The 25,500-nt window shown below is 74.1% G+C and carries 22 protein-coding genes and 1 riboswitch; of the genes, 14 read left to right on the top strand and 8 right to left on the bottom strand.

The window, feature by feature from the left end:
• Positions 1-47: 47 nt before the first annotated feature.
• Complete coding sequence (locus tag EYB28_RS03820) at positions 48-2,279, top strand: NADP-dependent isocitrate dehydrogenase (protein WP_166844993.1); 2,232 nt, start codon at positions 48-50, stop codon at positions 2,277-2,279.
• A gap of 99 nt (positions 2,280-2,378) precedes the next feature.
• On the opposite strand, the gene EYB28_RS03815 is transcribed toward EYB28_RS03820, so the two are convergent.
• From EYB28_RS03815 to EYB28_RS03805, 3 genes are all read right to left on the bottom strand, one after another.
• Positions 2,379-2,777, bottom strand: a complete 399-nt coding sequence (locus EYB28_RS03815) for a hypothetical protein (protein WP_166844991.1) — start codon at positions 2,775-2,777, stop codon at positions 2,379-2,381.
• A 174-nt stretch (positions 2,778-2,951) separates the two neighbouring features.
• Positions 2,952-5,318 carry a phosphoribosylformylglycinamidine synthase subunit PurL gene (purL, locus tag EYB28_RS03810; RefSeq protein ID WP_166844989.1) on the bottom strand — a complete coding sequence of 789 codons (2,367 nt, stop codon included), beginning with the start codon at positions 5,316-5,318 and terminating at the stop codon, positions 2,952-2,954.
• Positions 5,319-5,492: 174 nt separating this feature from the next.
• On the bottom strand, positions 5,493-6,116 hold the full coding sequence (locus EYB28_RS03805; RefSeq protein ID WP_166844987.1) for a hypothetical protein: 624 nt from the start codon (positions 6,114-6,116) through the stop codon (positions 5,493-5,495).
• 287 nt (positions 6,117-6,403) lie between these two features.
• Between EYB28_RS03805 and EYB28_RS03800 the strand changes: the two genes are divergently transcribed.
• Positions 6,404-6,922, top strand: coding sequence for a T6SS immunity protein Tdi1 domain-containing protein (locus EYB28_RS03800; RefSeq protein ID WP_205710833.1), 519 nt, complete (start codon positions 6,404-6,406; stop codon positions 6,920-6,922).
• Between the two features lie 102 nt (positions 6,923-7,024).
• Complete coding sequence (locus EYB28_RS03795; protein ID WP_166844985.1) at positions 7,025-7,327, top strand: hypothetical protein; 303 nt, start codon at positions 7,025-7,027, stop codon at positions 7,325-7,327.
• A gap of 92 nt (positions 7,328-7,419) precedes the next feature.
• Here EYB28_RS03795 and EYB28_RS03790 read toward each other — a convergent pair whose 3' ends face one another.
• Both EYB28_RS03790 and EYB28_RS03785 read right to left on the bottom strand, forming a co-directional pair.
• The gene (locus tag EYB28_RS03790; RefSeq protein WP_166844983.1) at positions 7,420-9,519 is read right to left on the bottom strand and encodes an acyl-CoA dehydrogenase; all 2,100 of its coding nucleotides are present in this window, start codon (positions 9,517-9,519) and stop codon (positions 7,420-7,422) included.
• Positions 9,516-10,292: a TetR/AcrR family transcriptional regulator gene (locus tag EYB28_RS03785; protein ID WP_166851641.1), complete on the bottom strand. Its 777-nt coding sequence runs from the start codon at positions 10,290-10,292 to the stop codon at positions 9,516-9,518. The genes EYB28_RS03790 and EYB28_RS03785 overlap by 4 nt, the downstream gene beginning before the upstream one ends.
• Positions 10,293-10,376: 84 nt before the next feature.
• Between EYB28_RS03785 and EYB28_RS03780 the strand changes: the two genes are divergently transcribed.
• The 4 genes from EYB28_RS03780 (at position 10,377) to EYB28_RS03765 (ending at position 15,612) form a co-directional block, all read left to right on the top strand.
• The gene (locus tag EYB28_RS03780; RefSeq protein WP_166844981.1) at positions 10,377-11,759 is read left to right on the top strand and encodes an acetyl-CoA C-acetyltransferase; all 1,383 of its coding nucleotides are present in this window, start codon (positions 10,377-10,379) and stop codon (positions 11,757-11,759) included.
• A gap of 16 nt (positions 11,760-11,775) precedes the next feature.
• On the top strand, positions 11,776-13,119 hold the full coding sequence (locus EYB28_RS03775; RefSeq protein ID WP_166844979.1) for a 3-oxoacyl-ACP reductase: 1,344 nt from the start codon (positions 11,776-11,778) through the stop codon (positions 13,117-13,119).
• Entirely contained in the window at positions 13,116-14,123 is a 1,008-nt protein-coding gene (locus EYB28_RS03770; RefSeq protein ID WP_166844977.1) for a MaoC/PaaZ C-terminal domain-containing protein, read from the top strand. The genes EYB28_RS03775 and EYB28_RS03770 overlap by 4 nt, the downstream gene beginning before the upstream one ends.
• Before the next feature lie 223 nt (positions 14,124-14,346).
• The gene (locus EYB28_RS03765) at positions 14,347-15,612 is read left to right on the top strand and encodes an ATP-binding protein (protein ID WP_166844975.1); all 1,266 of its coding nucleotides are present in this window, start codon (positions 14,347-14,349) and stop codon (positions 15,610-15,612) included.
• Positions 15,613-15,619: 7 nt separating this feature from the next.
• Here the strand turns inward: EYB28_RS03765 and EYB28_RS03760 are convergent, their stop codons facing one another.
• Both EYB28_RS03760 and EYB28_RS03755 read right to left on the bottom strand, forming a co-directional pair.
• On the bottom strand, positions 15,620-16,552 hold the full coding sequence (locus EYB28_RS03760) for an aldo/keto reductase family oxidoreductase (RefSeq protein ID WP_166844973.1): 933 nt from the start codon (positions 16,550-16,552) through the stop codon (positions 15,620-15,622).
• Positions 16,553-16,583: 31 nt separating this feature from the next.
• The gene (locus EYB28_RS03755; protein ID WP_166844971.1) at positions 16,584-17,441 is read right to left on the bottom strand and encodes an aldo/keto reductase; all 858 of its coding nucleotides are present in this window, start codon (positions 17,439-17,441) and stop codon (positions 16,584-16,586) included.
• Between the two features lie 121 nt (positions 17,442-17,562).
• On the opposite strand from EYB28_RS03755, the gene EYB28_RS03750 reads away from it, so the two are divergent.
• The 5 genes from EYB28_RS03750 to EYB28_RS03730 all read left to right on the top strand — a co-directional run bounded on the left by EYB28_RS03750 (position 17,563) and on the right by EYB28_RS03730 (position 21,751).
• Positions 17,563-18,462, top strand: a complete 900-nt coding sequence (locus EYB28_RS03750; RefSeq protein WP_240930374.1) for a LysR family transcriptional regulator — start codon at positions 17,563-17,565, stop codon at positions 18,460-18,462.
• 172 nt (positions 18,463-18,634) lie between these two features.
• Complete coding sequence (locus EYB28_RS03745) at positions 18,635-19,207, top strand: dienelactone hydrolase family protein (protein WP_166844968.1); 573 nt, start codon at positions 18,635-18,637, stop codon at positions 19,205-19,207.
• 57 nt (positions 19,208-19,264) lie between these two features.
• Entirely contained in the window at positions 19,265-20,734 is a 1,470-nt protein-coding gene (locus EYB28_RS03740; protein ID WP_166844966.1) for an amidase, read from the top strand.
• Positions 20,735-20,849: 115 nt separating this feature from the next.
• A complete protein-coding gene (locus tag EYB28_RS03735; RefSeq protein ID WP_166844965.1) occupies positions 20,850-21,488 on the top strand; it encodes a hypothetical protein in 639 nt (212 codons plus the stop codon).
• 92 nt (positions 21,489-21,580) lie between these two features.
• Positions 21,581-21,751, top strand: a complete 171-nt coding sequence (locus tag EYB28_RS03730; protein WP_166844963.1) for a CsbD family protein — start codon at positions 21,581-21,583, stop codon at positions 21,749-21,751.
• A gap of 87 nt (positions 21,752-21,838) precedes the next feature.
• On the opposite strand, the gene EYB28_RS03725 is transcribed toward EYB28_RS03730, so the two are convergent.
• Positions 21,839-23,281, bottom strand: coding sequence for an aminotransferase class V-fold PLP-dependent enzyme (locus tag EYB28_RS03725; RefSeq protein WP_166844961.1), 1,443 nt, complete (start codon positions 23,279-23,281; stop codon positions 21,839-21,841).
• Between the two features lie 34 nt (positions 23,282-23,315).
• Positions 23,316-23,430: riboswitch (SAM riboswitch) on the bottom strand.
• A gap of 286 nt (positions 23,431-23,716) precedes the next feature.
• On the opposite strand from EYB28_RS03725, the gene EYB28_RS03720 reads away from it, so the two are divergent.
• Both EYB28_RS03720 and EYB28_RS03715 read left to right on the top strand, forming a co-directional pair.
• Entirely contained in the window at positions 23,717-24,190 is a 474-nt protein-coding gene (locus EYB28_RS03720; protein ID WP_205710831.1) for a rhodanese-like domain-containing protein, read from the top strand.
• Between the two features lie 68 nt (positions 24,191-24,258).
• Positions 24,259-25,458 (top strand): O-succinylhomoserine sulfhydrylase, encoded by a 1,200-nt coding sequence (locus tag EYB28_RS03715; protein ID WP_240930681.1) that lies wholly within the window; start codon positions 24,259-24,261, stop codon positions 25,456-25,458.
• Positions 25,459-25,500 lie beyond the last annotated feature (42 nt).

Genomic DNA, 25,500 nt, shown 5'->3' with positions numbered 1-25,500 from the left:
CTTGATGTCAAACAATCTCTGTCACCAGCCACCTGGAGCACCGCCGCATGACCACAGAGTCCCGGCCCGAGGCCGACACGATCATCTACACGCACACCGACGAGGCGCCGCTGCTCGCGACGTTCTCGTTCCTCCCGATCGTCGAGGCGTACGCCGCCAAGGCCGGGGTCGGCGTCACGACGCGGGACATCTCGCTCGCCGGCCGCATCCTCGCCCAGTTCCCGGACCACCTCACGGACGACCAGCGCGTGGGCGACGCGCTCGCCGAGCTCGGCGAGCTCGCGACGACGCCAGGCGCGAACATCATCAAGCTGCCGAACATCTCGGCGTCCGTGCCCCAGCTCAAGGCCGCGATCACCGAGCTGCAGGGCGCCGGCTACGCGATCCCCGACTACCCGGAGGACCCGCGGACCGACGCCGAGAAGGACGTGCGCGCCCGCTACGACAAGGTCAAGGGCTCCGCCGTGAACCCGGTGCTGCGCGAGGGCAACTCCGACCGCCGCGCCCCCGCTTCGGTGAAGAGCTACGCCAAGGCGCACCCGCACCGCATGGGCGCGTGGACCGCCGACTCGAGGACGAACGTCGCCACCATGGGCGCGGGCGACTTCTTCTCCAACGAGAAGTCCGTCGTCCTGCCCGCCGACGACACCCTGCAGATCCGCCTCACCACCGCCGACGGCACCACGGTGCTCAAGGACGGCCTGAAGGTGCTGGAGGGCGAGGTCGTGGACGCGACCTTCATGTCCGTCGCCGCCCTGCGCACGTTCCTCGCCGAGCAGGTGGCCCGCGCCAAGGCCGAGGGCGTGCTCTTCTCGGCACACCTCAAGGCGACGATGATGAAGGTCTCCGACCCGATCATCTTCGGCCACGTCGTGCAGGCCTTCTTCCCCGCCCTCTTCGAGAGGTACGGCGACCAGCTCAAGGCCACCGGCATCTCACCCAACGACGGCCTCGGCGCGCTGCTGTCCGTCGTCGACACCCTGCCCGACGGCGCCGAGATCAAGGCGGCCGTCGAGCAGGGCCTCGCGGACGGCCCGGCGCTGGCCATGGTCGACTCCGACAAGGGCATCACGAACCTGCACGTGCCGTCGGACGTCATCATCGACGCCTCCATGCCGGCGATGATCCGCGGCGGCGGCCACATGTGGGGCGCGGACGGCAAGGAGCACGACACGCTCGCCGTCATCCCCGACTCCTCCTACGCCGGCGTCTACCAGACCGTCATCGACGACTGCCGCGCGCACGGCGCCTTCGACCCGGCCACGATGGGCTCGGTGCCGAACGTCGGCCTCATGGCGAAGAAGGCCGAGGAGTACGGCTCGCACGACAAGACGTTCGAGATCCCGGCCGACGGCACGGTCGAGGTGGTGAACAGCGCGGGCGAGGTGCTGATCAGTCACGACGTGCAGGCCGGCGACATCTGGCGCGCCTGCCAGACGCAGGACGTCGCGATCCGCGACTGGGTCAAGCTCGCCGTCACCCGGGCCCGCGCCACCGGCGCCCCGGCGGTGTTCTGGCTCGACGCGCAGCGCGCCCACGACGCCCAGCTCATCGCCAAGGTCGAGCAGTACCTCGGCGACCACGACACCGACGGCCTCGACATCCACGTGATGGCACCGGCGGAGGCGTGCGCGTTCTCCCTCGCACGCATCCGCGAGGGCCTGGACACGATCTCCGTGACGGGCAACGTGCTGCGCGACTACAACACCGACCTGTTCCCGATCCTCGAGCTCGGCACGTCGGCCAAGATGCTGTCGGTCGTGCCGCTCATGGCGGGCGGTGGCCTGTTCGAGACCGGCGCGGGCGGTTCCGCGCCGAAGCACGTGCAGCAGCTCCTCGCGGAGAACTACCTGCGCTGGGACTCCCTCGGGGAGTTCTTCGCCCTGGCCGCCTCGTTCGAGCACCTCGCGTCGGCGGCGGACAACCCGCGGGCGAAGGTCCTCGCGGACACCCTCGACCGGGCCACCGGCACGTTCCTGGACCAGGACAAGTCCCCGACGCGTCGAGTCGGCGGCATCGACAACCGCGGCTCGCACTTCTACCTGGCCCTGTACTGGGCGCAGGAGCTGGCCGCGCAGTCGGACGACGCCGAGCTGGCGGCCGCGTTCGGGCCGCTCGCCGCGAAGCTCACCGCGGAGGAGGCCACGATCGTCGACGAGCTCGTCGGCGTGCAGGGCTCCCCCGCGGACGTCGGTGGCTACTACCGGCCGGACCCGGCCAAGGCCTCCGCCGTGATGCGGCCGTCCGCGACGCTCAACGCCGCGCTCGCCGCGCTCTGAGGTCCGCCCCCAGCACTCGGGTCGGCACTCCGTCCCCGGGTCGGCACACCTGTCTGCCGACCCGGGGACGGAGTGCCGACCCGAGCCGCATGCACGGGGCTACCAGGACCAGCCGCGGGAGCTGAGCTCCAGCTCCTCGCGCAGGCGCTCGTCGTTCCGCGCACGCTCGTCGGCGCGCAGCGGCGTGTCGCGCACGTCGAGGCCGGACAGCCGGCACGCCTCGCGCAGCAGCTCGTCGTAGGCGCCCTGCACGGCGCGCCAGTGGTGGGCCCGCGCGTAGACGTCCGGGTCGTCGGTGAGGTGGTGGAGCTCGTGCGCGAGCTCGCCGAGCCGCACCTGGATCGCGAGCGTCACCAGCGGGTCGATCATGGCCGCGCGACGGCGCGGGTCACGGCGGGCGACGGCGTCGCGGTGGGCCTCGGAGCGCAGCCACGCGCGGGCGGCGGCCGCCGTCGTCAGGACGGCCGTCGCCGCGACGAACGCCAGCTGCCAGGTCATCGGCGCATCCCACCGTCGGGCTCTCCTCCCAGCGTAGGAGTTCGGCACCCGTTCGCGCGACAATGGTGCGCGCCGGGACGAGTGCCGGGCCGGCCCCGAGGCCGACGCCGTCCTCGACGTCGTCACCGGCGGCTGACCCACCACCCCGGGCTCACGCCCGCAGGACGGGAAGGCTCAGCCGAAGATGCGCGGCAGTGTGCCCTCGTGCGCCTCGCGGGCCTCGTCCAGCGCGATCTCGAAGGTGCCGCCGTCGAAGCCGCCCGACACGACGACCGCCTCGCCGCCGGTCTCGCCGACGCGGGCCACCGGGACGCCCGCCGCCTCGGCGGCGGACACGAGCTCCGCCTCGCGCGCCGGGTCGACGGCGACGAGCACGCGCGCCGTCGACTCGCTGAACAGCGCCGCGAAGGGGGACACGCCGTCGCGTGCGGTCACGGCGGCCAGGTCGGCGGTCACGCCGACGCCGAAGCGCAGCGACGCCTCCAGCAGGCCCTGGACCAGGCCGCCCTCGGACAGGTCGTGCGCGGCCTCGGCGAGCCCCTGCTCGCGGGCCCCGACGAGCACGGACGCCAGGGAGCGCTCCGCGGCGAGGTCCACGCGCGGCGGCAGGCCGCCCAGGTGCCCGTGCTCCACCTCGGCCCAGGCGGAGCCGTCGAGCTCGTCGGCGGTCGCGCCGAGCAGCAGCACGGCCAGGCCGGCCCGCTGCCACCCGGACGGGACGGCGGTGCGGACGTCGTCGAGCACGCCGAGCACGCCCACGACGGGCGTGGGGTGGATGGCGGAGTCGATCTGTCCCGGCTCGCCCGTGCCGTTGTACAGGGAGACGTTGCCGCCCGTCACCGGGACGCCGAGCTCCTGGCAGGCGTCGGCGAGGCCCTCGATCGCCTCGACGAGCTGCCACATGGAGTCGGGGTGCTCGGGCGAGCCGAAGTTGAGGCAGTCGGTGACGGCCAGGGGCTTCGCGCCGGTCGTCGCGACGTTCCGGTACGCCTCGGCGAGGGCCAGCTGCGCGCCGGTGCGCGGGTCGAGCTTGCCGTACCGACCGTTGGCGTCGGTCGCCAGGGCCACGCCACGACCGGTGGTCTCGTCGACGCGGACCACGCCGCCGTCGTCCGGCTGCGCCAGGGCCGTGTTGCCTTGCACGAACCGGTCGTACTGGTCGGTGACCCACGCCGGGGACGCCAGGTTGGGCGAGGCGAGCAGCCGCAGCGCCGTGGCACGGAGCTCCTCACCCGACGACGGCCGCGCCAGGCCGGCGGCGACGGTGGTGTCGGCCTGCAGGGCGTCCTGCCACGCCGGGCGGGCGTACGGCCGCTCGTAGACGGGCCCCTCGTGCGCGACCGTCCTCGGGTCGACGTCGACGATGCGCTGCCCGTGGTGGTCGATCGTCAGGCGGCCGGAGTCGTTGACCTCGCCGACGACGGCGGTCTCGACGTCCCACTTGCCGGTGATCGCGAGGAACTCGTCCAGCTTCTCCGGCCGGACCACGGCCATCATCCGCTCCTGCGACTCCGACATGAGGATCTCGCCGGCGTTGAGCGTCGGGTCGCGCAGCAGGACGTCGTCGAGCCACACGTGCATGCCGCCGTCGCCGTTGGAGGCGAGCTCGCTCGTGGCGCAGGAGATGCCGGCGGCGCCGAGGTCCTGGATGCCCTCCACCACGTGCGCCGCGTACAGCTCGAGGCAGCACTCGATGAGGACCTTCTCCATGAAGGGGTCGCCCACCTGCACGCTGGGGCGCTTGGCGGGGACGCCGTCCTCGAACGTCTCCGACGCGAGGATGGAGGCGCCGCCGATGCCGTCGCCGCCGGTGCGGGCGCCGAAGAGGACCACCTTGTTGCCCGCCCCGGACGCGTTGGCGAGGTGGATGTCCTCGTGGCGCAGCACGCCGACGCACAGCGCGTTGACGAGCGGGTTGCCCTGGTAGGAGCCGTCGAAGACGAGCTCGCCGCCGATGTTGGGCAGGCCGAGGGAGTTGCCGTAGCCGCCGACGCCGGACACGACGCCGTGCACGACGCGCGCGGTGTCGGGGTGGTCGACGTCGCCGAACCGGAGCTGGTCCATCACCGCGACCGGGCGGGCGCCCATGGAGATGATGTCGCGCACGATGCCGCCGACCCCGGTGGCCGCGCCCTGGTAGGGCTCCACGAACGACGGGTGGTTGTGCGACTCGACCTTGAACGTCACGGCCCAGCCGTCGCCGATGTCGACGACACCCGCGTTCTCGCCGATGCCGACGAGCAGGTGCTCCGTCATCTCGTCGGTGACCCGGTCGCCGAACTTCTTCAGGTGCACCTTGGACGACTTGTACGAGCAGTGCTCGGACCACATCACGGAGTACATGGCGAGCTCCGCGGCGGTGGGCCGTCGGCCCAGGAGGTCGCGGATGCGCTGGCACTCGTCCGGCTTGAGGCCGAGCTCGGCGTACGGCAGCGACTCGTCCGGGGTCGCGGCCGCGCGGTCGACGGTGTCGAGGTGCTGGTCCAGCTGCTGGTCGGGCTGCGGGCGGGCGGGCACGGCGTCAGCGCTTGCGGCGGTCATCAACTTCCCTCGGGTCGCACGAGTCGCGGGATGCGCGGTGGTCGGATGCTCGGGTGCTTGCTCGGGTGCTCGGACCGGGTGATCGCCGCACCGCCTCACCATGACGAGGATGACGAGGACGGCCGGTATCCGGCTTCGGCCCGGGCGGGGGCGCGCACACGGCGCGCGGCCAGTCTAACGGCGCCCCGGGGCCCAGGCGTCCGGCTCCCCGCCCGCGCTGGCGCCCACGGCCCGCGGCTCGAGCAGGGTCAGCCCTGCCGCGAGCACGCCCACGACGAGGCCGACGCCGGTGTGCGGCAGCCGCCGCCCCTTCGCGCGTCGGCGCTCCCCGAGGCGATAGGCCCACTTCTCCCCCAGGACCGCGAGCGCCGTCACCGCACCCAGCGCCGCGGCGATGCCGCCGGCCGCCACGAGCGGGTTCACCGGTGCGGGCCCGTCGCCCCGGTCCGCGGCGGGTTCGTCGGCTGCGGACGCGTCGTCGATGTCGCCGTCGGGGTCATCGTCGGGACCGTGGTCGAGGCCTTCGTCGAGCTCGGCGTCGGAGGCCTCGACGGCACGCAGGCCCGCCAGGGCCGCGCGCCCTTCGAAGGTCACGGCGATGCCGATGCCGACGCCGGCGCCGAGCACGGCGGTCTTGGCCAGCGCGCGCCCCCAGCGCGGTCCGACGACGTCCGGCACCGCGTACCAGAGCGCGGTGGTGACGCCGGTGACCACCGCGCTACGCACGTCGGGGCTGTCGTGCCCCTCGTGCGCCGCGGGAACCCCCGCGCCCTCTCGTGCTGCGTTCGGCCGGGTCATGGCACCTCCAGAGTCGCGCGCGCCGTCCTTCGTCGAGGATGCCACGTCCGCGGCCTCCCGGAGCAGGCCCACCGAGGCCGCCGGCGGGCGGGCGACGAAGGCGCCCATGACCGTGCCGAGCAGGAACGATGACGATCCCCGCAGCCATTCGTGGCGACCGCTTGCCCCGACCGTCGACCGTGGCCCACGCGAGTGACCCACGCCCGTGAGCAGAACCACGCGAGCCGGAAAGATCCCCAGAGGGGGTTTTGCCTTTTATCACAAGATGGTTTGATTCGCTCGTGGACATGCTTCGAGCCTTCGACCCTGGCGCCTTCGCGTACGGACTCACGTCCTGGTCGTGGCTGGGGGTCCACGGCAAGACCCCCCGCTTCACGACGGCCTTCGGCGACGTCTTCCTGGAGTCGCTGGAGGGGTGGTGGTTCCTCGACACGCTCGAGGGATCGCTGGAGCTGCGCTGGCCGACCGCCGTCGAGCTGTACGCCGAGCTGGAGTCGCCCGAGGGGCGCGGCGACCTCCTCCTGGAGGACATCTGCCAGGAGGTCGCCGCACGCGGCGTGGTGGCCGCCCCGGACGAGGTGTTCACGTTCTCCCCGCACCCGGCGGTCGGCGGCAGGCTCCACGCCGAGCGCGTCGAGCCCGTCCGGCTCGAGCTCGCCCTGCGGCTCACGGGCGACATGCACCTCGCCCTGCGGCGAAGCTCCGGCCTGGTCTCCCCCGCCCTGCCGATGGACCGCCGCGCGTCCGAGCACTCGTCCCCGCAGCCGGCCGTGCAGCCCGCCCGGGGGCTCGGCGCGCAACCGTGATGCACTCGTGACCGCGCCGACCGCTCCCTGCGGATGCACTCCGGCCCGACCTGTCGTCTCCTGGAAAGGGCACGGAAGAGGCGGACCGTGGGGAGACGTGTCATGCGGAGGGTTCTCGTCGTCGGGCTCGCCGTCGCGACGATCGACGGAGCGATGCTCGGGGTCGCCGCGGCGCTCGGATGGACGCTGGTGGCACTCGCCGCCGTCGTGGCGGGGCTGGTCGGCGCCGTCGCCGTCGCCATGTCGGCCCCGCCGCCGCGACGACGCACCGCGGCGCGACCGTCGACCGTGACGCTCGGGCTCCCGCTGCGTGACGAGGACGCCGCCGAGCAGGACGACCGGGACGCGATCGAGCCGCTGCCGCACCCCGCGGGCACGCCGACGCCCGCACCCGCCGCCGCCTAGAAGGTCGCGCGGGCAGGCAGCGTCGACTCAGGTGGTGCGCTCGACGTCGGGGCCGTCCCAGGAGGGCGGTCCCGACGTCGTGCTCGCGGCGGTCAGCCGCGCTTCTTCTTGAGCGACTTCTCGCTGACCGGCGCGGAGCCGTCGGCCCGCTGCCGCGCGTAGTACGCCCGCGCCTCCTCCTGGCGCTCGGCCTCGACGCCGGACGCGATGACGGCGCGCAGGTGGTCGGGCCCGTAGCCCCACGCGTCGACGAGGTCGACGGCGTGCGGGCGCAGGCGGTCCAGCAGCCGGTCGACGTACGACGTGACGGTCCGCGCGCGCTGCGCCGACAGGCGGCCGTTGACCAGGTACCAGGCCAGGTTGCGCTCGATGAGCGTGAGCCCGAAGACGTCCCGCAGCCACGTCAGGACGCGACGCGTGCCCGGGTCGGCGACCTGCTCCAGCGCGTCGGTGAACGCCGACCAGCGCAGCAGGTCGGCGTGCGCCTTCGCCGCCTCGACGAGCTGCACCTGGTTCTCGTCGAAGATCCGCGCGGCGGTGGCGGGGTCGGCCTTCTGCGCGGGGCGCAGCGCCATGGCGACGTCCTCGACGATCGTGGCGACGCGGTCGGCGAGCAGCTCGCGCTGGGTGTCGGCGTCGCGCAGGTGCCCGGCGGCACGGCGCGGGTCGCCGGCGTCGACGATGGCCTGCCCCGCCCGGCGCAGCCCGGTGCGGTGCAGGGCGGCGTCGGCGGCCTGGTCGACGACGAACCGGGCGAGGCCCGCGGGGGTCGACGTGGCGCCCTTGAGCTCCTTGGCGTAGTCGCCCACGAGCCGCTTGGCGACGAGCTGCAGCAGGACCGTGTTGTCGCCCTCGAACGTCGCGTACACGTCCATGTCGTGGTGCAGGCTCGTGATGCGGTTGGAGGTGATGAATCCGGCGCCGCCGCACGCGACGCGGCACTCCTGCAGCGTCTCGAGCACGAAGGTCGTCGACGTCGCCTTGAGCGCGGCGGCCGTGGTCTCCAGGTCCTCGCGGTTCTCCGGGGTGTCCTTCGCCCCGGAGAACACGTCGTCGAACAGGTCGAGCAGCCGGTCGTGCGCGAAGTGCGTGGCGTACGTCTCGGCGATGCGCGGGAAGAGGCGGCGGCGGTGGGTGGCGTAGTCGAGCAGCACCGTCTCGTCCACGGGGGACGACGACGTGAACTGCCGCCGCTCCGCCGCGTACCTCACCGCGATGGCGAGGCCGAGCTTCGATGCCGTGGACGCCGCGCCGTCGAGCGACACGCGGCCCTGCACGAGCGAGCCGAGCATGGTGAAGAAGCGGCGCCCGGGGCTGTCGATCGGCGACGAGTACGTGCCGTCGGCGGCCACCGCCCCGTAGCGGGCCAGCAGGTCGGTGCGCGGCACGCGCACGTGGTCGAACGCGAGGCGCCCGTTGTCGACGCCGCGCAGGCCGCCCTTGAGACCGTCGTCCTCGCCGCTGACGCCGGGCAGGAACTCCATGGTCTCCGGGTCGCGGACCGGCACGTAGAAGCAGTGGACGCCATGGTTGACGCCGTTCGTGATCAGCTGGGCGAACACGGTGGCCGCGGTGGCGTGCGCGGCCGCGTTGCCGAGGTAGTCCTTCCACGCCGCGCGGAACGGCGTGTGGATGACGAACTCCTCGGTGTCGGGGTCGTAGGTCGCGGTGGTGCCGATCGAGGCGACGTCCGAGCCGTGCCCGATCTCCGTCATCGCGAACGCGCCCGGCACGGACAGGTCCATCGCGCCGGGCAGGAGGCGGTCCTGCTGGTCAGGCGTGCCGAGGTGCAGGATCGCGGAGGAGAACAGGCCCCACTGCACGCCCGCCTTGATCTGCAGCGAGGGGTCGGCGACCACGAGCTCCTCGAAGCCCGCGAGGTTGGCGCCGGGCGCGTCGCCGCCGCCGAGGCGCTCCGGGAACGCCAGCCAGACCTGGTGCTTCTCGTCCTCCGTGGCGAGCCGGCGCATCTGCTCGAGCACCCGCTCGCGGTGCTCGGCCATCGAGAGCGACTCGTCCTTCCAGAACACGGGGTCGGCGGAGCGGGCGCGGGCGTGGCGGCGCCACTCGGGCCAGCGTCCGAGCAGCTGCTCGGAGAGACCGTGGACGTCGACGCGCGGGGTCGGCTTGGTGGGTCCCGTGGCGGCCTGGTCGGCGCCGGCGGCCGGGAGGCGGTCGGAGGTCGTGGTCATCGGTTCTCCTGCGTGCGTGCGGGGTGGGTGGCCGGGCGGGTTGCGCCGGCGTGGGGCGCGTCGTCGGGGGTGGACGGCGGAGCGCCGTCGTGGTGCAGGACGCCCACGGGGCCGGTCCACAGCCAGAGCGTGACCTGCTCGGTGAGCTCGTCGCGGGTGAGCCGGCCCTCGGCCGGCTGGTGGCCGAGCCACCACTCGCCCGCGCCGCGGACGAAGCCGACCGCTCCGGCGGCCCAGGCGGCCGCCGTCGCCGGCGGGACGTGGACGGCGCGGGCGAACGGCTCGGCGACGAGCTCGATGACGGAGTCGAGGTAGGAGCCGAGCGCCTCGACGTTGCCGGTCGAACCGCCGGCCGGGGCCGCGTCGGCGGCGGGCACGTTCCCGCCGAGCGCGGTGCGGGTGACGAACCAGTACACGTTCGGCGAGTGCTCGATCATCTCGAGGTACACGCGCACCATCGCCCGCAGCGCGGCGTGCGGGGACGACGCGGACTCGGCTGCCTCGCGCAGCGCGTCGTGCATGGTCTCCACGACCTGGGTCGCGACGGCCAGCCGCAGGCCGGCCTTGTCCTCGAAGTAGCGGTACACGATCGACTTGGAGGTGCCGGCGGCGGCGGCGATCTCGTCCATGGAGACCCCAGGCCCGGACCGGTGGACCGCCTTGCGCGCCGCGTGCACCAGCTCGGCGCGGCGCGCGGCACGATGGTCGTCCCACCGCGTCGACCGCCCGTCCGGCGCGGCACGACGGTCGTGCTCTCGCTGTGCGGCCGTCATCGGCCGTGTGACTCGACTCACGAGACTGAGAGTATCAGGTACTGTGAGTCCTACCTGACCGACGTCGAGAAGGAACCCATCGCTGTGGCCACACGCAAGCCCTCCGCGGGCACCTCGCGGAGCACCACCCGCACCGCCTCCACGGCCCCCGCCGACGGCGTCCGCGACGCCGTGATCGTCGGCGGGAACCGCATCCCGTTCTCCCGCGCCGGCAAGAAGTACGCGGACGCCTCCAACCAGGAGATGTTCACGGCCGCCCTCGAGGGGCTCGTCGCCCGCTTCGGCCTGCAGGGCGAGCGCCTCGGCGAGGTCGTCGGCGGCGCCGTCCTCAAGCACTCGCGCGACTTCAACCTGGTCCGCGAGTCCGTGCTCGGCTCCTCGCTGTCCCCCGCCACGCCGGCCTTCGACCTGCAGCAGGCGTGCGCCACCGGGCTCGAGGCCGCCATCACGGTCGCCAACAAGATCCGCCTCGGGCAGATCTCCGCCGGCGTCGCCGGCGGGACCGACACCGTCTCCGACGCGCCCGTCGCCGTCAGCGAGGGCCTGCGTCGCGCGCTGCTCGACGCCTCGCACGCCAAGACCCTCCCGGCCCGCCTCAAGGCGCTGTCCCGGGTGCGGCCGTCCGACCTCAAGCCGCTGACCCCCGCGACCGACGAGCCCCGCACCGGCCTGTCCATGGGCGAGCACCAGGCGATCACCACCGCGCGCTGGGGCATCACCCGGGAGGCGCAGGACGAGGTGGCGCTCGCCAGCCACACCCGCCTCGCCGCCGCCTGGGAGTCCGGGTTCTTCGACGACCTCGTCACCCCGTTCCGCGGCCTCGTGCGCGACGACAACCTGCGCCCCGACACCTCGCTCGAGAAGCTCGCGAGCCTCAAGCCCGTCTTCGGCAAGAGCCTCGCCACGTCGTCCGACGCCGCCGAGCCCACCATGACGGCCGGCAACTCGACGCCGCTGACCGACGGCGCGTCCACCGTGCTGCTCGCCTCGCGCGAGTGGGCCGCCTCGCGCGACCTGCCCGTGCTCGCCCGGTTCGTCGACGCCGAGACGGCGGCCGTGGACTTCGTGCACGGCCGCGAGGGACTGCTCATGGCCCCCGTGCACGCCGTGCCGCGCCTGCTCGCCCGCAACGGGCTCACCCTCGCCGACTTCGACTTCGTCGAGATCCACGAGGCGTTCGCCGCCACCCTGCTGACCACGCTCAAGGCCTGGGAGGACGCCGAGTACTGCAAGGCCGAGCTCGGTCTGGACGGCGCGCTCGGCAGCATCGACCCCGACCGCATCAACGTCAACGGCTCCTCGCTCGCCGCCGGGCACCCGTTCGCCGCCACCGGCGGGCGGATCCTGGCGACCGCCGCCAAGCTCGTCGCCGCGAAGGCGGCCGAGACCGGCGAGCCGGCCCGCGCGCTGGTCTCCGTGTGCGCCGCCGGTGGGCTCGGCGCCACCGCCATCATCGAGTCGGCGTGAACCGGGAGGAGCACCGATGACCGACACGTACACCAAGGCCGTCAACTCCGGGTTCACCAAGACCCTCGCCACGAAGCTGGGCCTGCCGCGCCCGGCGGTCCTGCGGCGCTTCCGCGCCGGCGACCCGCTGACCGTGGGGCCGGTGCTGGTGCTGTCCGACGACGCGTCGCGGTCCGACGCCGACACGCTCGCCACGACGCTCCTCGGCTGGGACCTCGACGTGCGCCGCGAGCCCACGGACGACGCCCGCTGGGGCGCCGTCGTGCTGGTGCTGACGAACGCCGCCCGGCCGACCGAGGTCTCGGAGGCGGTGCTCGAACTGGGCTCCGTGCTGCGGCGCCTCGCCCCGAACGGCCGCGTCGTCACCGTGTCCCGCGCGGCGGCCGACGGCGACGCCCCCGAGCTGGCCGCGACCCGCAACGGCGTCGACGGGTTCCTGCGCTCCGTGGCCAAGGAGCTGCGCTACGGCACCACCGGCAACGGGGTGCTGCTGACCGACGGTGCCGCCGTCGACGCCCCGTCGGCACTTGCCACGGTGCGGTTCTTCCTGTCCGCCCGGTCCGCCTACGTGGACGGCCAGCTGCTGGCGGTCGGCCCCGGCGACGCGGAGCTCCCCGCCGACTGGGACCACCCGCTGACCGGGAAGGTCGCCGTCGTCACGGGCGCCGCGCGGGGCATCGGCGCGGCGATCGCGCGGACGCTGGCGCGCGACGGCGCGACCGTCGTGTGCGTCGACGTGCCGGCCGCCGGCGAGGGCCTCGCCCGCACCGCCAACGCCGTCGGCGGGACGACGCTCCAGCTCGACGTCACCGCCGAGGACGCGGGCACGCGGATCCTCGAGCACGCGCGCACCCGCCACGGGCGCCTCGACATCGTCGTGCACAACGCCGGCATCCTGCGCGACAAGCTCCTCGCCAACATGAAGCCCGCCCAGTGGGACGCCGTGATCGCGGTCAACCTGGCCGCCCAGCTGCGGATCAACGCCCAGCTCCTGGAGGCGGGCGTCGAGGGGCTCCACGTCGTGTCGCTCGCGTCCACGTCCGGCATCGCGGGCAACAAGGGACAGGCGAACTACGGGTTCTCCAAGGCGGGCGTCATCGGCCACACCCGGGCCACCGCGCCGCTCGTCGCCGCGCACGGCGGCACCGCGAACGCCGTCGCGCCCGGCTTCATCGAGACCGAGATGACGTCGTCCATCCCGTTCGCCACCCGCGAGGTCGCGCGGCGGCTGTCGTCGCTGCAGCAGGGCGGGCAGCCGGTCGACGTCGCGGAGGCGATCGCGTTCCTCGCCTCCCCCGCCGCGGCCGGCGTCAACGGGCAGGTGCTGCGCGTGTGCGGCCAGAACCTGGTGGGCCGGTGACGGCCGGCGCACCGGCCACGGGCGCCGGCGAGCCCCTGCGCGTCGAGACGCTGCCCACCCTGCCGGCGCTCGGCGGGCTGTACGCCCGCGGCGCCGCTGCGTCCGGGCGCATCGCCGCCGGCCGCGCCCTGCCCGGGCTCCCGGTGATCGGCGCGGGCCGCACCGGCGACGGCACCGACACGACCGAGCGGCCGCTCGCGCTGCCGGACGTCGCCTACCGCGTGCCGTCCGTCGCGACCGCGCCGCTCGCCCGGCACCTGCACGACTACCAGCGGCTGCTGCACGAGCCCGTGACGGACGTGCTCCCGGCCGGATACCTGCACGTGCTCGCGTTCCCGCTGGCGACGGCGGTCATGGTGCGCGGCGACTTCCCGCTGCCGCTGCTGGGCATGGTGCACCTGGCGAACGACGTCGAGCTGCGCGCGCCCGTGCACCTCGGCGACGTGCTGGAGGTGCGCGCGTGGGCGGAGCGCCTGCGGCCCCACCGGAGGGGCGTCCAGGTGGACCTGGTGGCCGAGGTCCGGCGCGCCGGCGGGCCGGAGGGCGACGACGTGCCCGTGTGGCGCGGCGTGTCCACCTACCTCGTCAAGGGGTTCCACCTGCCGTCGGAGGAGCCCGGCGAGCCGGACCCGGACCAGGCGCCGTCGGGCACGTGGACGCCTCCGTTGCCCACCGGCCGCTGGGCGCTCGGGCCGGGCACCGGCCGCGCGTACGGCGCGGTGTCGGGCGACCGGAACCCGATCCACCTGTCGGCGCTGTCCGCCAAGGCGTTCGGGTTCCCCCGCGCCATCGCCCACGGCATGTACACCGCGGCCCGCGCGCTGGCCGACGTCGGGCACGCCCGCGGCGACGCGTACAGGTGGACGGTGGAGTTCGCCGCCCCCGTGCTGCTGCCCGGCACCGTGGACGTCGCGGTGACGCCCGACGACCCCGGCTTCTCCTACGTGGGTTGGAACGCCCGCCGCGGGCGGCGGCACTTCTCCGGGACGGTCACGCCGCTCTGACCGGCTCGGCGCTCGCTTGCCAAGGGGCTGACGCCGCGATGCGCGCCGGGACGGCGCCCACCACGGCGTCGGCCCCCTGTGCGGCGTTCTGCACCGGCCGACTCGCTCGACCGGCGCCCTGGAACCGGGTCGGCAGATCTGGAGGATGGACGACGGCGTTCTTGTCGCGTTCGAGGTGGCGTTTATGTAGCGTATGGGATGGCGAATCTGTAGTGTTTACCGGGTGACCGACTACCGCCGCCGCCTCTTGGACGATGTCCTGGACGAACTCGTCGACGAGCTGCCCGCGATCGAGATCTACGGGGCCAAGGGCGTCGGCAAGACCGCGACGGCGGTGCGTCGAGCGCGGTCCGTGATCCGCCTCGACTCCGATCAGGAACGGTCACTCCTCGCAGGCGACCCGGATCGGATTCGCCGACAGGACCATCCGCTCCTCATCGACGAGTGGCAACGGCATCCGGAATCGTGGGACCTGGTTCGCCGCGCGGTCGACGACCACGTCGGGTCGTACCTGTTGACGGGCAGCGCCGTTCCGGTCTCCGCACCGACCCATTCCGGCGCAGGTCGGATGGTCCCTTACCGCATGCGGCCCATGAGTCTCGTGGAACGAGGGCTTGCGGCGCCGTCCGTCAGCCTCGGCGCGCTCTTCAGGCCGGACGCCGTGATCGACGGCGAGACCGCACTGGCGGTCCCGGAATACGCGGACGAGATCACGGCATCAGGCTTTCCTGACATTCACGGCCTGGGCCCTCGCGCACGGACGGCACGCCTCGAAGGCTACGTCCACACGATCGTGCAGCGCTCGTTCCCGGAGCAGGGCGTCGTCGTCAAGAAGCCGCGGACACTTCGCGCCTGGATGACGGCCTACGCCGCCGCGACGTCGAAGGCGGTGACCTACTCGAAGATCCTCGACGCCGCGACGCCGGGCGAGGCGGAGAAGCCGGCGCGATCGACCATCCAGAACTACCGCGACGTCCTCGACGGCCTGTGGATGCTCGACCCGATCCCTGCGTGGCTGCCCACGCGGAACCATCTCAACCGCCTCGCCAAGGCACCGAAGCACCAGCTGGCCGACCCAGCCCTGGCCGCCCATCTGCTCGGCATCGACGCGGAGGGCCTGCTCAGCGGAGAGGACACCCGCGGTACGGAACTCCGAGAAGGGACGCTCCTCGGCGCCCTCTTCGAGAACCTCGTCGCGCAGAGTGTCCAGGTCTACGCCGAGGTGATCGGCGCACACGTCGGGCACCTGCGGACGCAGCGCGGCGAGCACGAGGTCGACCTGATCGTCGAACGCCGCGACGGGCGCGTCGTCGCCGTCGAGATCAAGCTCAGCACCGCGCCCACCGATCACGACCTCCGGCATCTGCACTGGCTGAAGGAGAAGCTGCCCGACCAGGTGGCCGACCTCGTCGTCGTGACGACCGGCAAGTATGCCTATCGCCGCACCGACGGCATCGCCGTCGTCCCCGCGGCTCTCCTCGGCCCCTGACCGCCTGTCACGGCACGGTGTAGCCGGCGGCGCGGAACAGCTCGTACCACTCCGCGCGGGTCAGCTCGACGTCGGAACCCTGCGCCGCGGCCGTGACCCGCCCGGGCGTCGTGGTGCCGAGCACCACCTGCATCCGCGCCGGGTGCCGGGTGATCCACGCGACGGCGATCGCCTCGCCCGGGACGTCGTACTTCGTCGCCAGCCGATCGATCACGGCGTTGAGCTCCGGGTAGCGGTCCGAGCCGAGGAACGGCCCGTCGAAGAAGCCGGCCTGGAACGGCGACCACGCCTGGACCGTGATGTCGTGCAGGCGGCAGTAGTCGACGATCCCGCCGTCGCGGCCCACCGACTGGTCGAGGCCCTGCATGTTCGCCGCGACGCCCTGCGCGATCATCGGGGCGTGCGTGATCGACAGCTGCAGCTGGTTCGCGACGATGGGCTGCGACACGTGCTTGCGCAGCAGGTCGAGCTGACCAGGCGTGTGGTTCGACACGCCGAACGCGCGCACCTTGCCCGCGGCCGACAGGTCGTCGAACGCGCGGGCGACCTCCTCGGGCTCGACGAGGGCGTCGGGACGGTGCAGCAGCAGGATGTCGAGGTAGTCCGTGCCGAGGGCCTCGAGGGAGCCGTTCACGGACTCCACGAGGTGCCCGTAGGAGAAGTCGAAGTACGGGCCGTCCTTGACGATGCCGGCCTTCGACTGGATGACGTACTGCTCGCGCTCGGACGGCGTGAGGTTCAGCGCCTCGGCGAAGCGGCGCTCGCAGCCGTGCATGCCGGTGCCGTAGACGTCGGCGTGGTCGAGGAACGTGATGCCGGCGTCGCGCGCCGTGCGCACGAGCGTCCGCACCTCCTCGTCCGACTTGTCCTGGATCCGCATGAGCCCGAGGACGACGTCGGGCACCACCATCTCGGTGCCGGGCAGGGTGAAGGTCTTCATGGTGTCTCTCCCGTGATTCAGGCGGAGCAGGTCAGGCGGACAGGCGTGCGACCTGCTCGGCGGTGAGCTCGAGCTCGGGCGCGCCCGCGGAGTCGCGGACGCTGGCGGGGCGCGATGCCCCGGGGATCGGGACGACGACGGGCGCGAGGGCGAGCTCCCACGCCAGGGTGACCTGGTGCACGCTCGTGCCGACCTCGTCGGCGACCTCCTGGAACACGCCGTGGCGGGCCGCGAGGTCCTTGGCGTTCGCGATGCCGCCCAGCGGGCTCCACGGCAGGAACGCGACGCCCAGGTCGGCGCAGTGCTCGAGCTCGCCCTGGCTGGAGCGGAACGCCGGCGAGAACTGGTTCTGCACCGACGCGAGCCGCCCGCCGAGCACCTGCTGCGCCTCGTCGATCTGCGCGACGTCGGCGTTGGAGATGCCGGCCATGGCGATGACGCCCTCGTCGAGCAGCTCGCGGACCGCGCCGACCGAGTCGGCGTAGGGCACGGCGGGGTCGGGGCGGTGGAACTGGTAGAGGCCGATCGCGTCGACGCCGAGCCGGCGGGCCGACTCCTTGGCCGCGCGCTTGAGGTACTCGGGGTCGCCGTTCTGGGTCCACGTGCCGTCGCCGGGGCGGAGGTGACCGCCCTTGGTCGCCACGAGGACGTCGGACGCTCCGGGGCCGTACTCGCGCAGCGCGCGGGCGATGAGCTCCTCGTTGTGGCCGACCTCGTGCGCGTCGCGGTGGTAGGCGTCGGCGGTGTCGATCAGGGTGACGCCGGCGTCGAGCGCGGCGTGGATCGTCGCGACCGAGCGGTCCGCGTCCGGCCGGCCCTCGATGGACATGGGCATGCCGCCGAGCCCGATCGCCGAGACGGCCCGGCCTCCGATGGTGCGCTGCTGCATCTGCCAACCCTTCGCCGATGTCGTCGCTGGTGGGGCCGTGCGGCCCGGTCGTCACCCTAGGAATCGGTAATCTAGAAGTCCAACAGTTGCGAGTTGTGGAACTCAGAAGCGGGAGCGATGGATGGATCTGCGGCAGATGGAGTACCTGCTCGCCGTCGCGGAGGAACGCCACTTCACGCGTGCCGCCGAGCTCGCGGGGATCACCCAGTCGGGCCTGTCGGCGGCGATCCGCGGCCTGGAGACCGAGCTCGGCACGGCCCTGTTCACGCGCACCACGCGCCGGGTCGAGCTCACCGAGGCGGGCCGCGCGCTCCTCCCCTACGCGCGCCGCATGCTCACCCAGGCCGCCGGGGCGCGCGACGCCGTCGTGAAGGCCAGCCACGAGGTGACGGGGTCGCTGCGGATCGGCGCCGAGCAGTGCCTCGGCTTCGTGGACGTCGCCGCCCTGCTCGAACGGTTCCACCGCCGCTACCCGCGCGTGGAGACGCACTTCACGCAGGCCGGGTCCCAGGACCTCGTGGCGATGACCCGCTCCGGCGACGTCGACGTGGCGTTCGTCGCGACGACGAAGCACCTCGGCTCGCTGCCGCACCGCACGCTGGGCCAGGAGTCGCTCGTCCTCCTCACGCCGCCGGAGCACCCCCTGGCGGCCGACGCCGCCTCGGGGCACGAGGTGCCCTGGGAGGCGCTGGAGGGCGCGGACGTCATCGACTTCACCCCGTCGTGGGGGATGCGCGACCTCAACGACGACGCCTTCGCCGCCCACGGCGTGCACCGCCACGTGCGCTGCACCGTCAACGACGTGCACACCCTGCTCGACCTGGTGACGCGGCGGCTCGGCGTCGCGATCGTGCCGCGCCACGTCGCCGCCAAGCCCCAGGCGGCGCCGCTGCGCGCGATGGCGATGTCCCCGACCACCGGCCTGTCGTGGACCGTGTCCGTGGTGTCGTCCGCCTGGGACCGCGTCGAGGCCCCGTCCGCCCGCCTCCTCGAGCTGCTCACCGACGCCGCCGCAGCCTGAGCGGCCCGCTCGTCGAGGCGGGCGCCGGCGTCCTGGCCGCGGTCCCGGCACGCGCGCCGGTGCGCGCTCGACGCCGGCCGCCGGGAACCGTTGCGCAGGCCCGCACGGGGTGGCAACGTGCGGAGCGCGGCACCCCGACCACCCCGCACCGACGGCCGGCAAGGAGCCTCCGATGGCCGAGATCCTGCTCTTCCACCACGCCCAGGGACTGACCCCGGGCATCCACGAGCTCGCGGACACGTTCCGCGCGTCCGGCCATACCGTGCACGCGCCGGACCTGTTCGACGGCCGCACGTTCGACTCGATCGACGAGGGGCTGGCCCACGTCCAGGAGCACGGCGGCTTCGGCGCGCTCCTCGACCGCGGCACGGCGATCGCCTCGACGCTGCCGACCGACCTCGTCTACCTCGGCTTCTCGCTCGGGGTCGTGGCCGCCCAGAGCCTCGCCCAGACCCGGCCGGGGTGCCGCGGCGCCGTCCTGTGCTACTCGTGCGTGCCGACCTCGGAGTTCGGCGGGTGGCCCGCCGGCGTCCCGGCGCAGGTCCACGGCATGGACCAGGACCCGATCTTCGTGGGCGAGGGCGACCTCGAGGCGGCACGCGCCCTGGTCGAGGAGTCCGGCACCACGGAGCTCTTCCTGTACCCCGGCGACCAGCACTACTTCGCCGACAGCTCGCTGCCCGGCTACGACGCGGCCGCGACGGAGCTGATGGTCTCCCGCATCCTCGCCATGCTCGACCGCTGAGCCGGCGGGCGCCGGGGCACGGGCGCCGCCTCCGGCCGGACGGGTAGCGTGCGGAGCATGGACGCCCTGCACGAGCTCACGGCCGTCGAGCTGCGCGACCGCCTCCGGGCGGGCGAGGTCACCCCCACCGAGGTCGCGGACCACTTCCTGGAGCGCATCGCACGGGCCAACCCGGAGCTCGGCGCGTTCGTCGCCGTCGCGCCGGAGGACGCCCGCGAGCGCGCGGCCGCGCTCACCAGGACCGGGGCCCGCGGCGCGCTGTGGGGCCTGCCCAGCGGCGACAAGGACCTCTGGCTGCGCGCGGGCGTGCCCGCACGGTTCGGGTCGCGGGCGTTCGCCGGCGACGACGCGGTGCTGCCGCCGGTGAGCGACGAGATCGTCGAGGTGCTCGACGCCGCGGGGACGGTCAGCCTGGGCCGCACGACCGCGCCGGAGCTGGGCTTCCCTGCGTACACGGAGCCGCTCGCCGGCCCGGTGGCCCGCAACCCGTGGGACACCTCCCTCGGGGCGGGCGGGTCGAGCGGCGGCGCGGCCGTGGCGGTCGCGGCGGGCCTGCTGCCGTTCGCGCCGGGGTCCGACGGCGGGGGGTCGGTGCGCATCCCGGCGTCCGCGTGCGGCATCGTCGGGCTCAAGCCGAGCCGCGGGCTCGTGCCGGCCGGCTCCGGGCAGGAGTCGCTGGGCGGGCTGGTCGTCAACGGCCCGCTGGCCCGCACGACCGCCGACACCGCCCTGCTGCTCGAAGGGATGCTGTCCTGGGCCCCGGACGGCCGGGTCGCGCACCCGCTGACCCTGCGGGCGCCGTCGGCCCGCGCCGGAGACTACCTCGCGGCGGCCCGCCGCGGCGAGGTCGGCGGGGAGGGCGGCGAGGACGTGCGCGGCCGGTTCCGCGTGGCGGTCACGACCGACTCGGCGTGGGACGACTTCTACGAGATCACCGTGACGCCAGAGGCGCAGGCGGCGCTGGAGACCGGCGTGGCGGCACTCACCGGGCTGGGCCACGACGTGGGATCCCTGTCGCTGGCCCCGGACCCGGACTTCGGCGCGGCCTTCCGCACGCTGTGGATGTCCGGGGCGTCGGCCGTCCCGCTCGACGACCCGGACCGCCTCGACCGGCTCGAGCCGCTCACGCGGTGGCTCATCGGCCGGGGCAGGCAGGTCCCGGCACGCGAGCTCGCGGAGGCGCTCGGCACGCTCACCCGGTTCGAGCGGCGACTGGTCGCGCAGGTCGCCGCGTACGACGCGGTCGTGACCCCCGCGCTGGCGATGTCGCCGCGCCCGCTGGGCTGGTTCGACCCGGAGGACCCGGAGCGCAACTTCGCCCAGCAGTGCCAGTACACGCCGTGGACGTCGATGCTCAACGTGGCGGGCCTGCCGGCGATCACCGTCCCGACGCGCTGGACCGACGACGGGCTGCCCATGGGCGTGCAGCTCGTGGGGCGTCCGGGCGGCGAGCGGGCGCTGCTGGCGCTGGCGGCACAGCTCGAGGACCGGCTGCGGTGGCCGGACCGGCGCCCGCCGGTCTGGTGAGCGACCGAGCCTGCCGGGACGCCCCCTTCCCTCCCGAGCACTCCGGCGCTAGTGTACCCCTCAGGGGTATATACCCCTGAGGGGTACACGAGGCGTACACGAGGGAGTGACCGCCATGTCCGACGTCGACGCGACCACCACCGCAGGACCCGAGGCTCCCGGCCGCCGGCACGGGGCGCCACGCGGCCGCGCGGGGACCCTGTGGACCAACACCTTGTGGGTGGTGGTAGGGATCGCCTCCGGCCTGGGGATCGTGCTCGCCCTGGGCTCCGACGGCACGGCGGGCGGAGGGGCTCCCGCCGAGACCACCGCCGCCGCCGTGCCGGCCACCGCCGTCGGCGTCGCCGCCGTCTGCTACCTCGCGGCCGCCGCCACCGGCCGCCGCTGGGTGGGCTGGGCGATGGTGCCCGTCGCCAGCGCCGCACCGTTCCTGGAGTACGCGGGCGTCCCCCGGTGGGCGTCGTTCGGCGCCCTCGGGCTCGCCTTCCTCGCGTACGGGCTCGCCCGGCGGAGCCCGACGACGGTCGCCCAGGCCGTGGCGATGGTCGCGTACTACGGCGTCGCCGTCGCGGCGGTGGCCCTCCCCTCGCGGGCCGGGCTCGCCGTCGCCGCCCTGGCGCTCGCCGCCCACGTCGCCTGGGACCTGCGGCACTACCGTCGCGACGCCGTCGTGCCCCGGTCCCTCGCCGTGTGGTGCATCGGGCTCGACCTCACCGTGGCAGCGCTCTGCGTCGGGTTCGCGGTCGCCGCCTGAGGGCACCGCGGGTCGCCGCCCCGAGGTGCGGACGGGACCAGAGTTGCCTACCGTCGGTGATCGAGGTCGTTCGTTCGACGGAAGGAGCCCCGATGGGACTCGAGAAGGCCAAGCACCTGGCCGAGGAGGTCGAGGGCAAGGTCACGGAGACCGCGGGACAGCTCACCGGCGACGAGAAGCAGGAGGCCGAGGGCAAGGCCCGCAAGGCCGCGGCGCACCTCAAGCAGGCGGGCGACGACGTCAAGGACGCGTTCTCGGGCTGACCCGCTGCATGACGACGGGGGTGCCACCCGGCCGGTGGCACCCCCGTCGTCATGCGTGGGCCGGTCGCGTGAGCGCCGGCGGGGCTCTCAGACGTCGTCCGGAAGGCAGCCGAACGCCTCGTCGGTGCCGAGCGCGGCGGTCGCGAGCAGCCCGTCGAGGCCGGAGCCCGCCGGCACCGGGCGCGGGTCGTCCACGACCACCCACAGGCCGTCGACGACGCCGTAGCGCGCCTCGGGCCCGTCGGCGACCAGGTGGGCCACCGCCGCCACCAGCCGCTCGACCTCCTCGCCCGCGGTCCCGACGCCGACGGACGCCCGCACCGCGCCGGCGTCGAACCCGAGGCGCCCGAGGAGCGGGTGGGCGCAGAATCGGCCGTCCCGCACCCCGATGCCGTGCTCCGCGGACAGGTAGGCGGCGACCAGGCCCGGGTCGTACCCGGCCACGGTGAACGTCACGACGCCGACCGGGTCGGCGGCGTCCTCCCACACCCGCACGACCTCCACGCGGTCGAGGGCCTCGAGCCCGGCGACGAGGCGGCGCCGCAGCGCGTCCTCGTGGGCGCGGACGTCGGACTCCTCCACCGACGCCAGCTCCTCGCACGCGGCCGCGAGCGCGACGGCGCCGATGACGTTCGGCGACCCGGCCTCGTGCCGCGCGGGGCCCTCGTGCCAGTCGGTGCTCGTCGTGCGCACGCGGCGCACGGCCCCGCCGCCGGCGAGGTACGGCGTGCCGGCGTCGAGCCAGTCCCGCCGCCCGACGAGGACGCCCGCGCCGAAGGGCGCGTACGTCTTGTGACCGGAGAACGCGAGGTAGTCGACGCCGGTGTCCTCCAGCGAGAACCGGCGGTGCGGGACGAGCTGCGCGCCGTCCAGAACCACGCGCGCACCGGCGTCGTGCGCGGCGGCGACGATCTCGGCGACCGGCAGGGCCTCCCCGGTCACGTTGGACGCACCGGTCACCGCGACGAGCGCGTACGGTCGCGCCTCGGCGACGCCGGCGCGCAGCTCGTCGCGCAGCTCGGCGACGGTCGCGGCCACGGACGGGCCGCCGCTGAGCACGGTGGCCTCGGTACCGCGCTGCCAGGGCAGGAGGTTGGCGTGGTGCTCCACGTCGAGGACGAGCACCCGGCCCGGCTCGCCGGTGCCCGGGTCCGCCGGGACGCAGCCGGCGAGCAGGTTGAGCGAGTCCGTGGTGTGGCGCGTGACGATCAGCAGGTCGTCGTCGCGCGCCCCGACGAACGCCCCGATGGTGCGGCGGGCGGTCTCGTACAGGGCGGTGGAGACCTGGGACAGGTAGCCGGCGCCGCGGTGCACGCTCGCGTACAGGGGCAGGACCTGCGTGACCCGGTCGGCGACGGCCTCCAGCGCCGGGGCCGACGCCGCGACGTCGAGGTTGGCGTACCGCACGCGGCGGCCGTCGACGAGCGGCACGAGCGTGTCGCCGCCGACGACGGGCAGCACGGGCGCGACGTCGTGCACCGGGGCGGGCTCCGTGGCAGGACAGGTGGCGGTCTCGGTCAGCGTGCTCATGGGGGCCTCCTCCGTCGTCCGGGGAGGTCCGGGCTCCCCGCGCTTGCCCGGCGCCGGTCGGCGCGGGCCTGGTCGTCACCCGGGGCACCCCGCCGCGAGGGGAGGGTTGCCGGCCAGCGAGCCGGGGCTTGGCGCTGGCGCTCTTGACCTGGTGCCCATGCTGCGCACGCGCCGCGCCGGCGTCAAGATCTGGACGTGATGTCTCACGATGCGGGCGCAGCGACGCTTCGGGAGGCCCGGATCCGCGCGGTTCGACCGATGCGTGAGACGCCACGCCCACGCACCGGACGTCGTGTCGTACGATCGCGGTGACCATCCCGAGCGGCCGAGTGACGTGGCACGTCGACGCCGCAGCAACCCGCGGGCCGGGCACCGTGTCAGCACGGATCCGGACCGGACGAGGGTGCTACCGCCACGACCGATGGGAGGAGCTCCGTGACGACATCGATCGATCCCCGCCCCGCCGACGGCTACGCCGGCGACCTCACCCCGCAGCAGGCATGGGACCTCCTGGAGCGCGAACCCGCCGCCGTGCTGGTGGACGTGCGCACGGAGGGCGAGTGGCGCGCCGTCGGCGTCCCCGACGTCGCCACGCTCGGCAAGGCGCCCGTCCTGGCCGAGTGGGTGCGTGCGGGCGGGCGCCCCAACGGCGACTTCCTCACCGAGCTCGCGGCGGCGGGCGTGACCGACGGTCCCGTGGTGTTCCTGTGCCGCTCCGGGCAGCGCTCCATCGGCGCCGCGCGGCTCGCGACGTCGGCCGGCATCGGCCCGTCCTACAACGTGCTGGAGGGCTTCGAGGGCGGCGCCGGGTTCGACGGCGTCCGCGACCGCGAGGGCTGGAAGGTGCGCGGCCTGCCCTGGGGCGCGTACGAGCCGGCGGACGCCGCGGCGCGGGAGGGCGCCCGGTGACCGCCCGGGAGACCGGCGTCCCCACCGGCCCCGTCGCCGACGACGTCCCCTTCGGCGGGTCGCGCCCGCTGCCCGCGACCGCGCGGCCCGCGACGCTGGCCGTGCGCGGGGGCCACCGCCGGTCCGACTTCCAGGAGATGTCCGAGGGCCTGTTCCTCACCCAGGGCTACACGTACGGCTCCGCCGCCGAGGCCGAGGCCGCCTTCGCCGGCGAGCGGTCGCAGTTCCAGTACTCCCGCTACGGCAACCCGACCGTGCACGTCTTCGAGGAGCGGCTGCGCCTGCTGGAGGGCGCCGAGGCCTGCTATGCCACGGCGTCGGGCATGTCCGCCGTGTTCACGACGCTCGCCGCGCTCGTGTCCAGCGGCTCGCGCATCGTGTCGTCGCGCGCCCTGTTCGGCTCCACGAACGTCATCTACGACGAGATCCTCGCCAAGTGGGGCGTGCGGGTCGACCTCGTGGACGGGCACGTGACCTCCCGGTGGGAGGAGGCGCTGGCCACGCCGGCCGACGTCGTGTTCTTCGAGACGCCGTCCAACCCCATGCAGGACCTGGTGGACGTGCGCCGCGTGACGGAGCTCGCGCACGCCGCGGGCGCCGTCGTCGTGGTGGACAACGTGTTCGCCACCCCGGTGCTGCAGAAGCCGCTGGAGCTCGGCGCCGACGTCGTCGTCTACTCCGCGACCAAGCACATCGACGGGCAGGGGCGCGTGCTGGGCGGCGCGATCCTCGGCACCGAGGAGTTCCTCACCGGGCCGGTGCAGACCTTCGTCAGGCACACCGGCCCGTCGCTCAGCGCGTTCAACGCCTGGGTGCTGCTCAAGGGCCTCGAGACGCTCGACGTGCGGGTCCGGGCGCAGAACGCGGCGGCGCTGCAGGTCGCGACGGCGCTGGAGGGGCTCGACGGGATCACCGGCGTGCGCTACCCGTTCCTGCCCTCGCACCCGCAGCACGAGCTCGCCCTGGCGCAGCAGTCGGGCGGCGGCACCGTCGTCACCTTCGACCTCGCGACGCCCGAGGGCACCGAGCCCGCGGAGTCCAAGAAGCGCACGTTCGCGTTCCTCGACGCCCTGCAGGTCGCGGACATCTCCAACAACCTCGGCGACGCCAAGTCGATCGTCACGCACCCCGCCACGACGACCCACCGCAAGCTCGGCCCCGAGGGGCGCGCCCGGGTCGGCATCGCGGAGACGACCGTCCGGCTGTCCGTCGGGCTCGAGGACCCGCTCGACATCATCGAGGACGTCGAGCAGGCCCTGCGCGCCTGAGAGGTCGCACGGATAGGCAGCGCCGCCTCTTTGAGCCACCGC

This window comes from Isoptericola sp. BMS4 (assembly GCF_011634835.1).
Lineage (GTDB): Bacteria > Actinomycetota > Actinomycetes > Actinomycetales > Cellulomonadaceae > Isoptericola.
The sequence above is the reverse complement of the archived record's forward strand: the minus strand, read 5'-3'. Positions and strand labels throughout refer to the sequence as shown.

Bases quoted from the DNA above. Each gene is read 5' to 3' on its own strand.
- EYB28_RS03760 (WP_166844973.1), bottom strand. From the start codon at position 16,552: ATGAAGACCTTCACCCTGCCCGGCACCGAGATGGTGGTGCCCGACGTC.
- EYB28_RS03755 (WP_166844971.1), bottom strand. From the start codon at position 17,441: ATGCAGCAGCGCACCATCGGAGGCCGGGCCGTCTCGGCGATCGGGCTC.
- EYB28_RS03815 (WP_166844991.1), bottom strand. From the start codon at position 2,777: ATGACCTGGCAGCTGGCGTTCGTCGCGGCGACGGCCGTCCTGACGACG.
- purL (WP_166844989.1), bottom strand. From the start codon at position 5,318: ATGACCGCCGCAAGCGCTGACGCCGTGCCCGCCCGCCCGCAGCCCGAC.
- EYB28_RS03745 (WP_166844968.1), top strand. From the start codon at position 18,635: ATGGCCGAGATCCTGCTCTTCCACCACGCCCAGGGACTGACCCCGGGC.
- EYB28_RS03725 (WP_166844961.1), bottom strand. From the start codon at position 23,281: ATGAGCACGCTGACCGAGACCGCCACCTGTCCTGCCACGGAGCCCGCC.
- EYB28_RS03735 (WP_166844965.1), top strand. From the start codon at position 20,850: ATGTCCGACGTCGACGCGACCACCACCGCAGGACCCGAGGCTCCCGGC.
- EYB28_RS03730 (WP_166844963.1), top strand. From the start codon at position 21,581: ATGGGACTCGAGAAGGCCAAGCACCTGGCCGAGGAGGTCGAGGGCAAG.
- EYB28_RS03750 (WP_240930374.1), top strand. From the start codon at position 17,563: ATGGATCTGCGGCAGATGGAGTACCTGCTCGCCGTCGCGGAGGAACGC.
- EYB28_RS03805 (WP_166844987.1), bottom strand. From the start codon at position 6,116: ATGACCCGGCCGAACGCAGCACGAGAGGGCGCGGGGGTTCCCGCGGCG.
- EYB28_RS03740 (WP_166844966.1), top strand. From the start codon at position 19,265: ATGGACGCCCTGCACGAGCTCACGGCCGTCGAGCTGCGCGACCGCCTC.
- EYB28_RS03820 (WP_166844993.1), top strand. From the start codon at position 48: ATGACCACAGAGTCCCGGCCCGAGGCCGACACGATCATCTACACGCAC.
- EYB28_RS03795 (WP_166844985.1), top strand. From the start codon at position 7,025: ATGCGGAGGGTTCTCGTCGTCGGGCTCGCCGTCGCGACGATCGACGGA.
- EYB28_RS03790 (WP_166844983.1), bottom strand. From the start codon at position 9,519: ATGACCACGACCTCCGACCGCCTCCCGGCCGCCGGCGCCGACCAGGCC.
- EYB28_RS03800 (WP_205710833.1), top strand. From the start codon at position 6,404: ATGCTTCGAGCCTTCGACCCTGGCGCCTTCGCGTACGGACTCACGTCC.
- EYB28_RS03785 (WP_166851641.1), bottom strand. From the start codon at position 10,292: ATGACGGCCGCACAGCGAGAGCACGACCGTCGTGCCGCGCCGGACGGG.
- EYB28_RS03775 (WP_166844979.1), top strand. From the start codon at position 11,776: ATGACCGACACGTACACCAAGGCCGTCAACTCCGGGTTCACCAAGACC.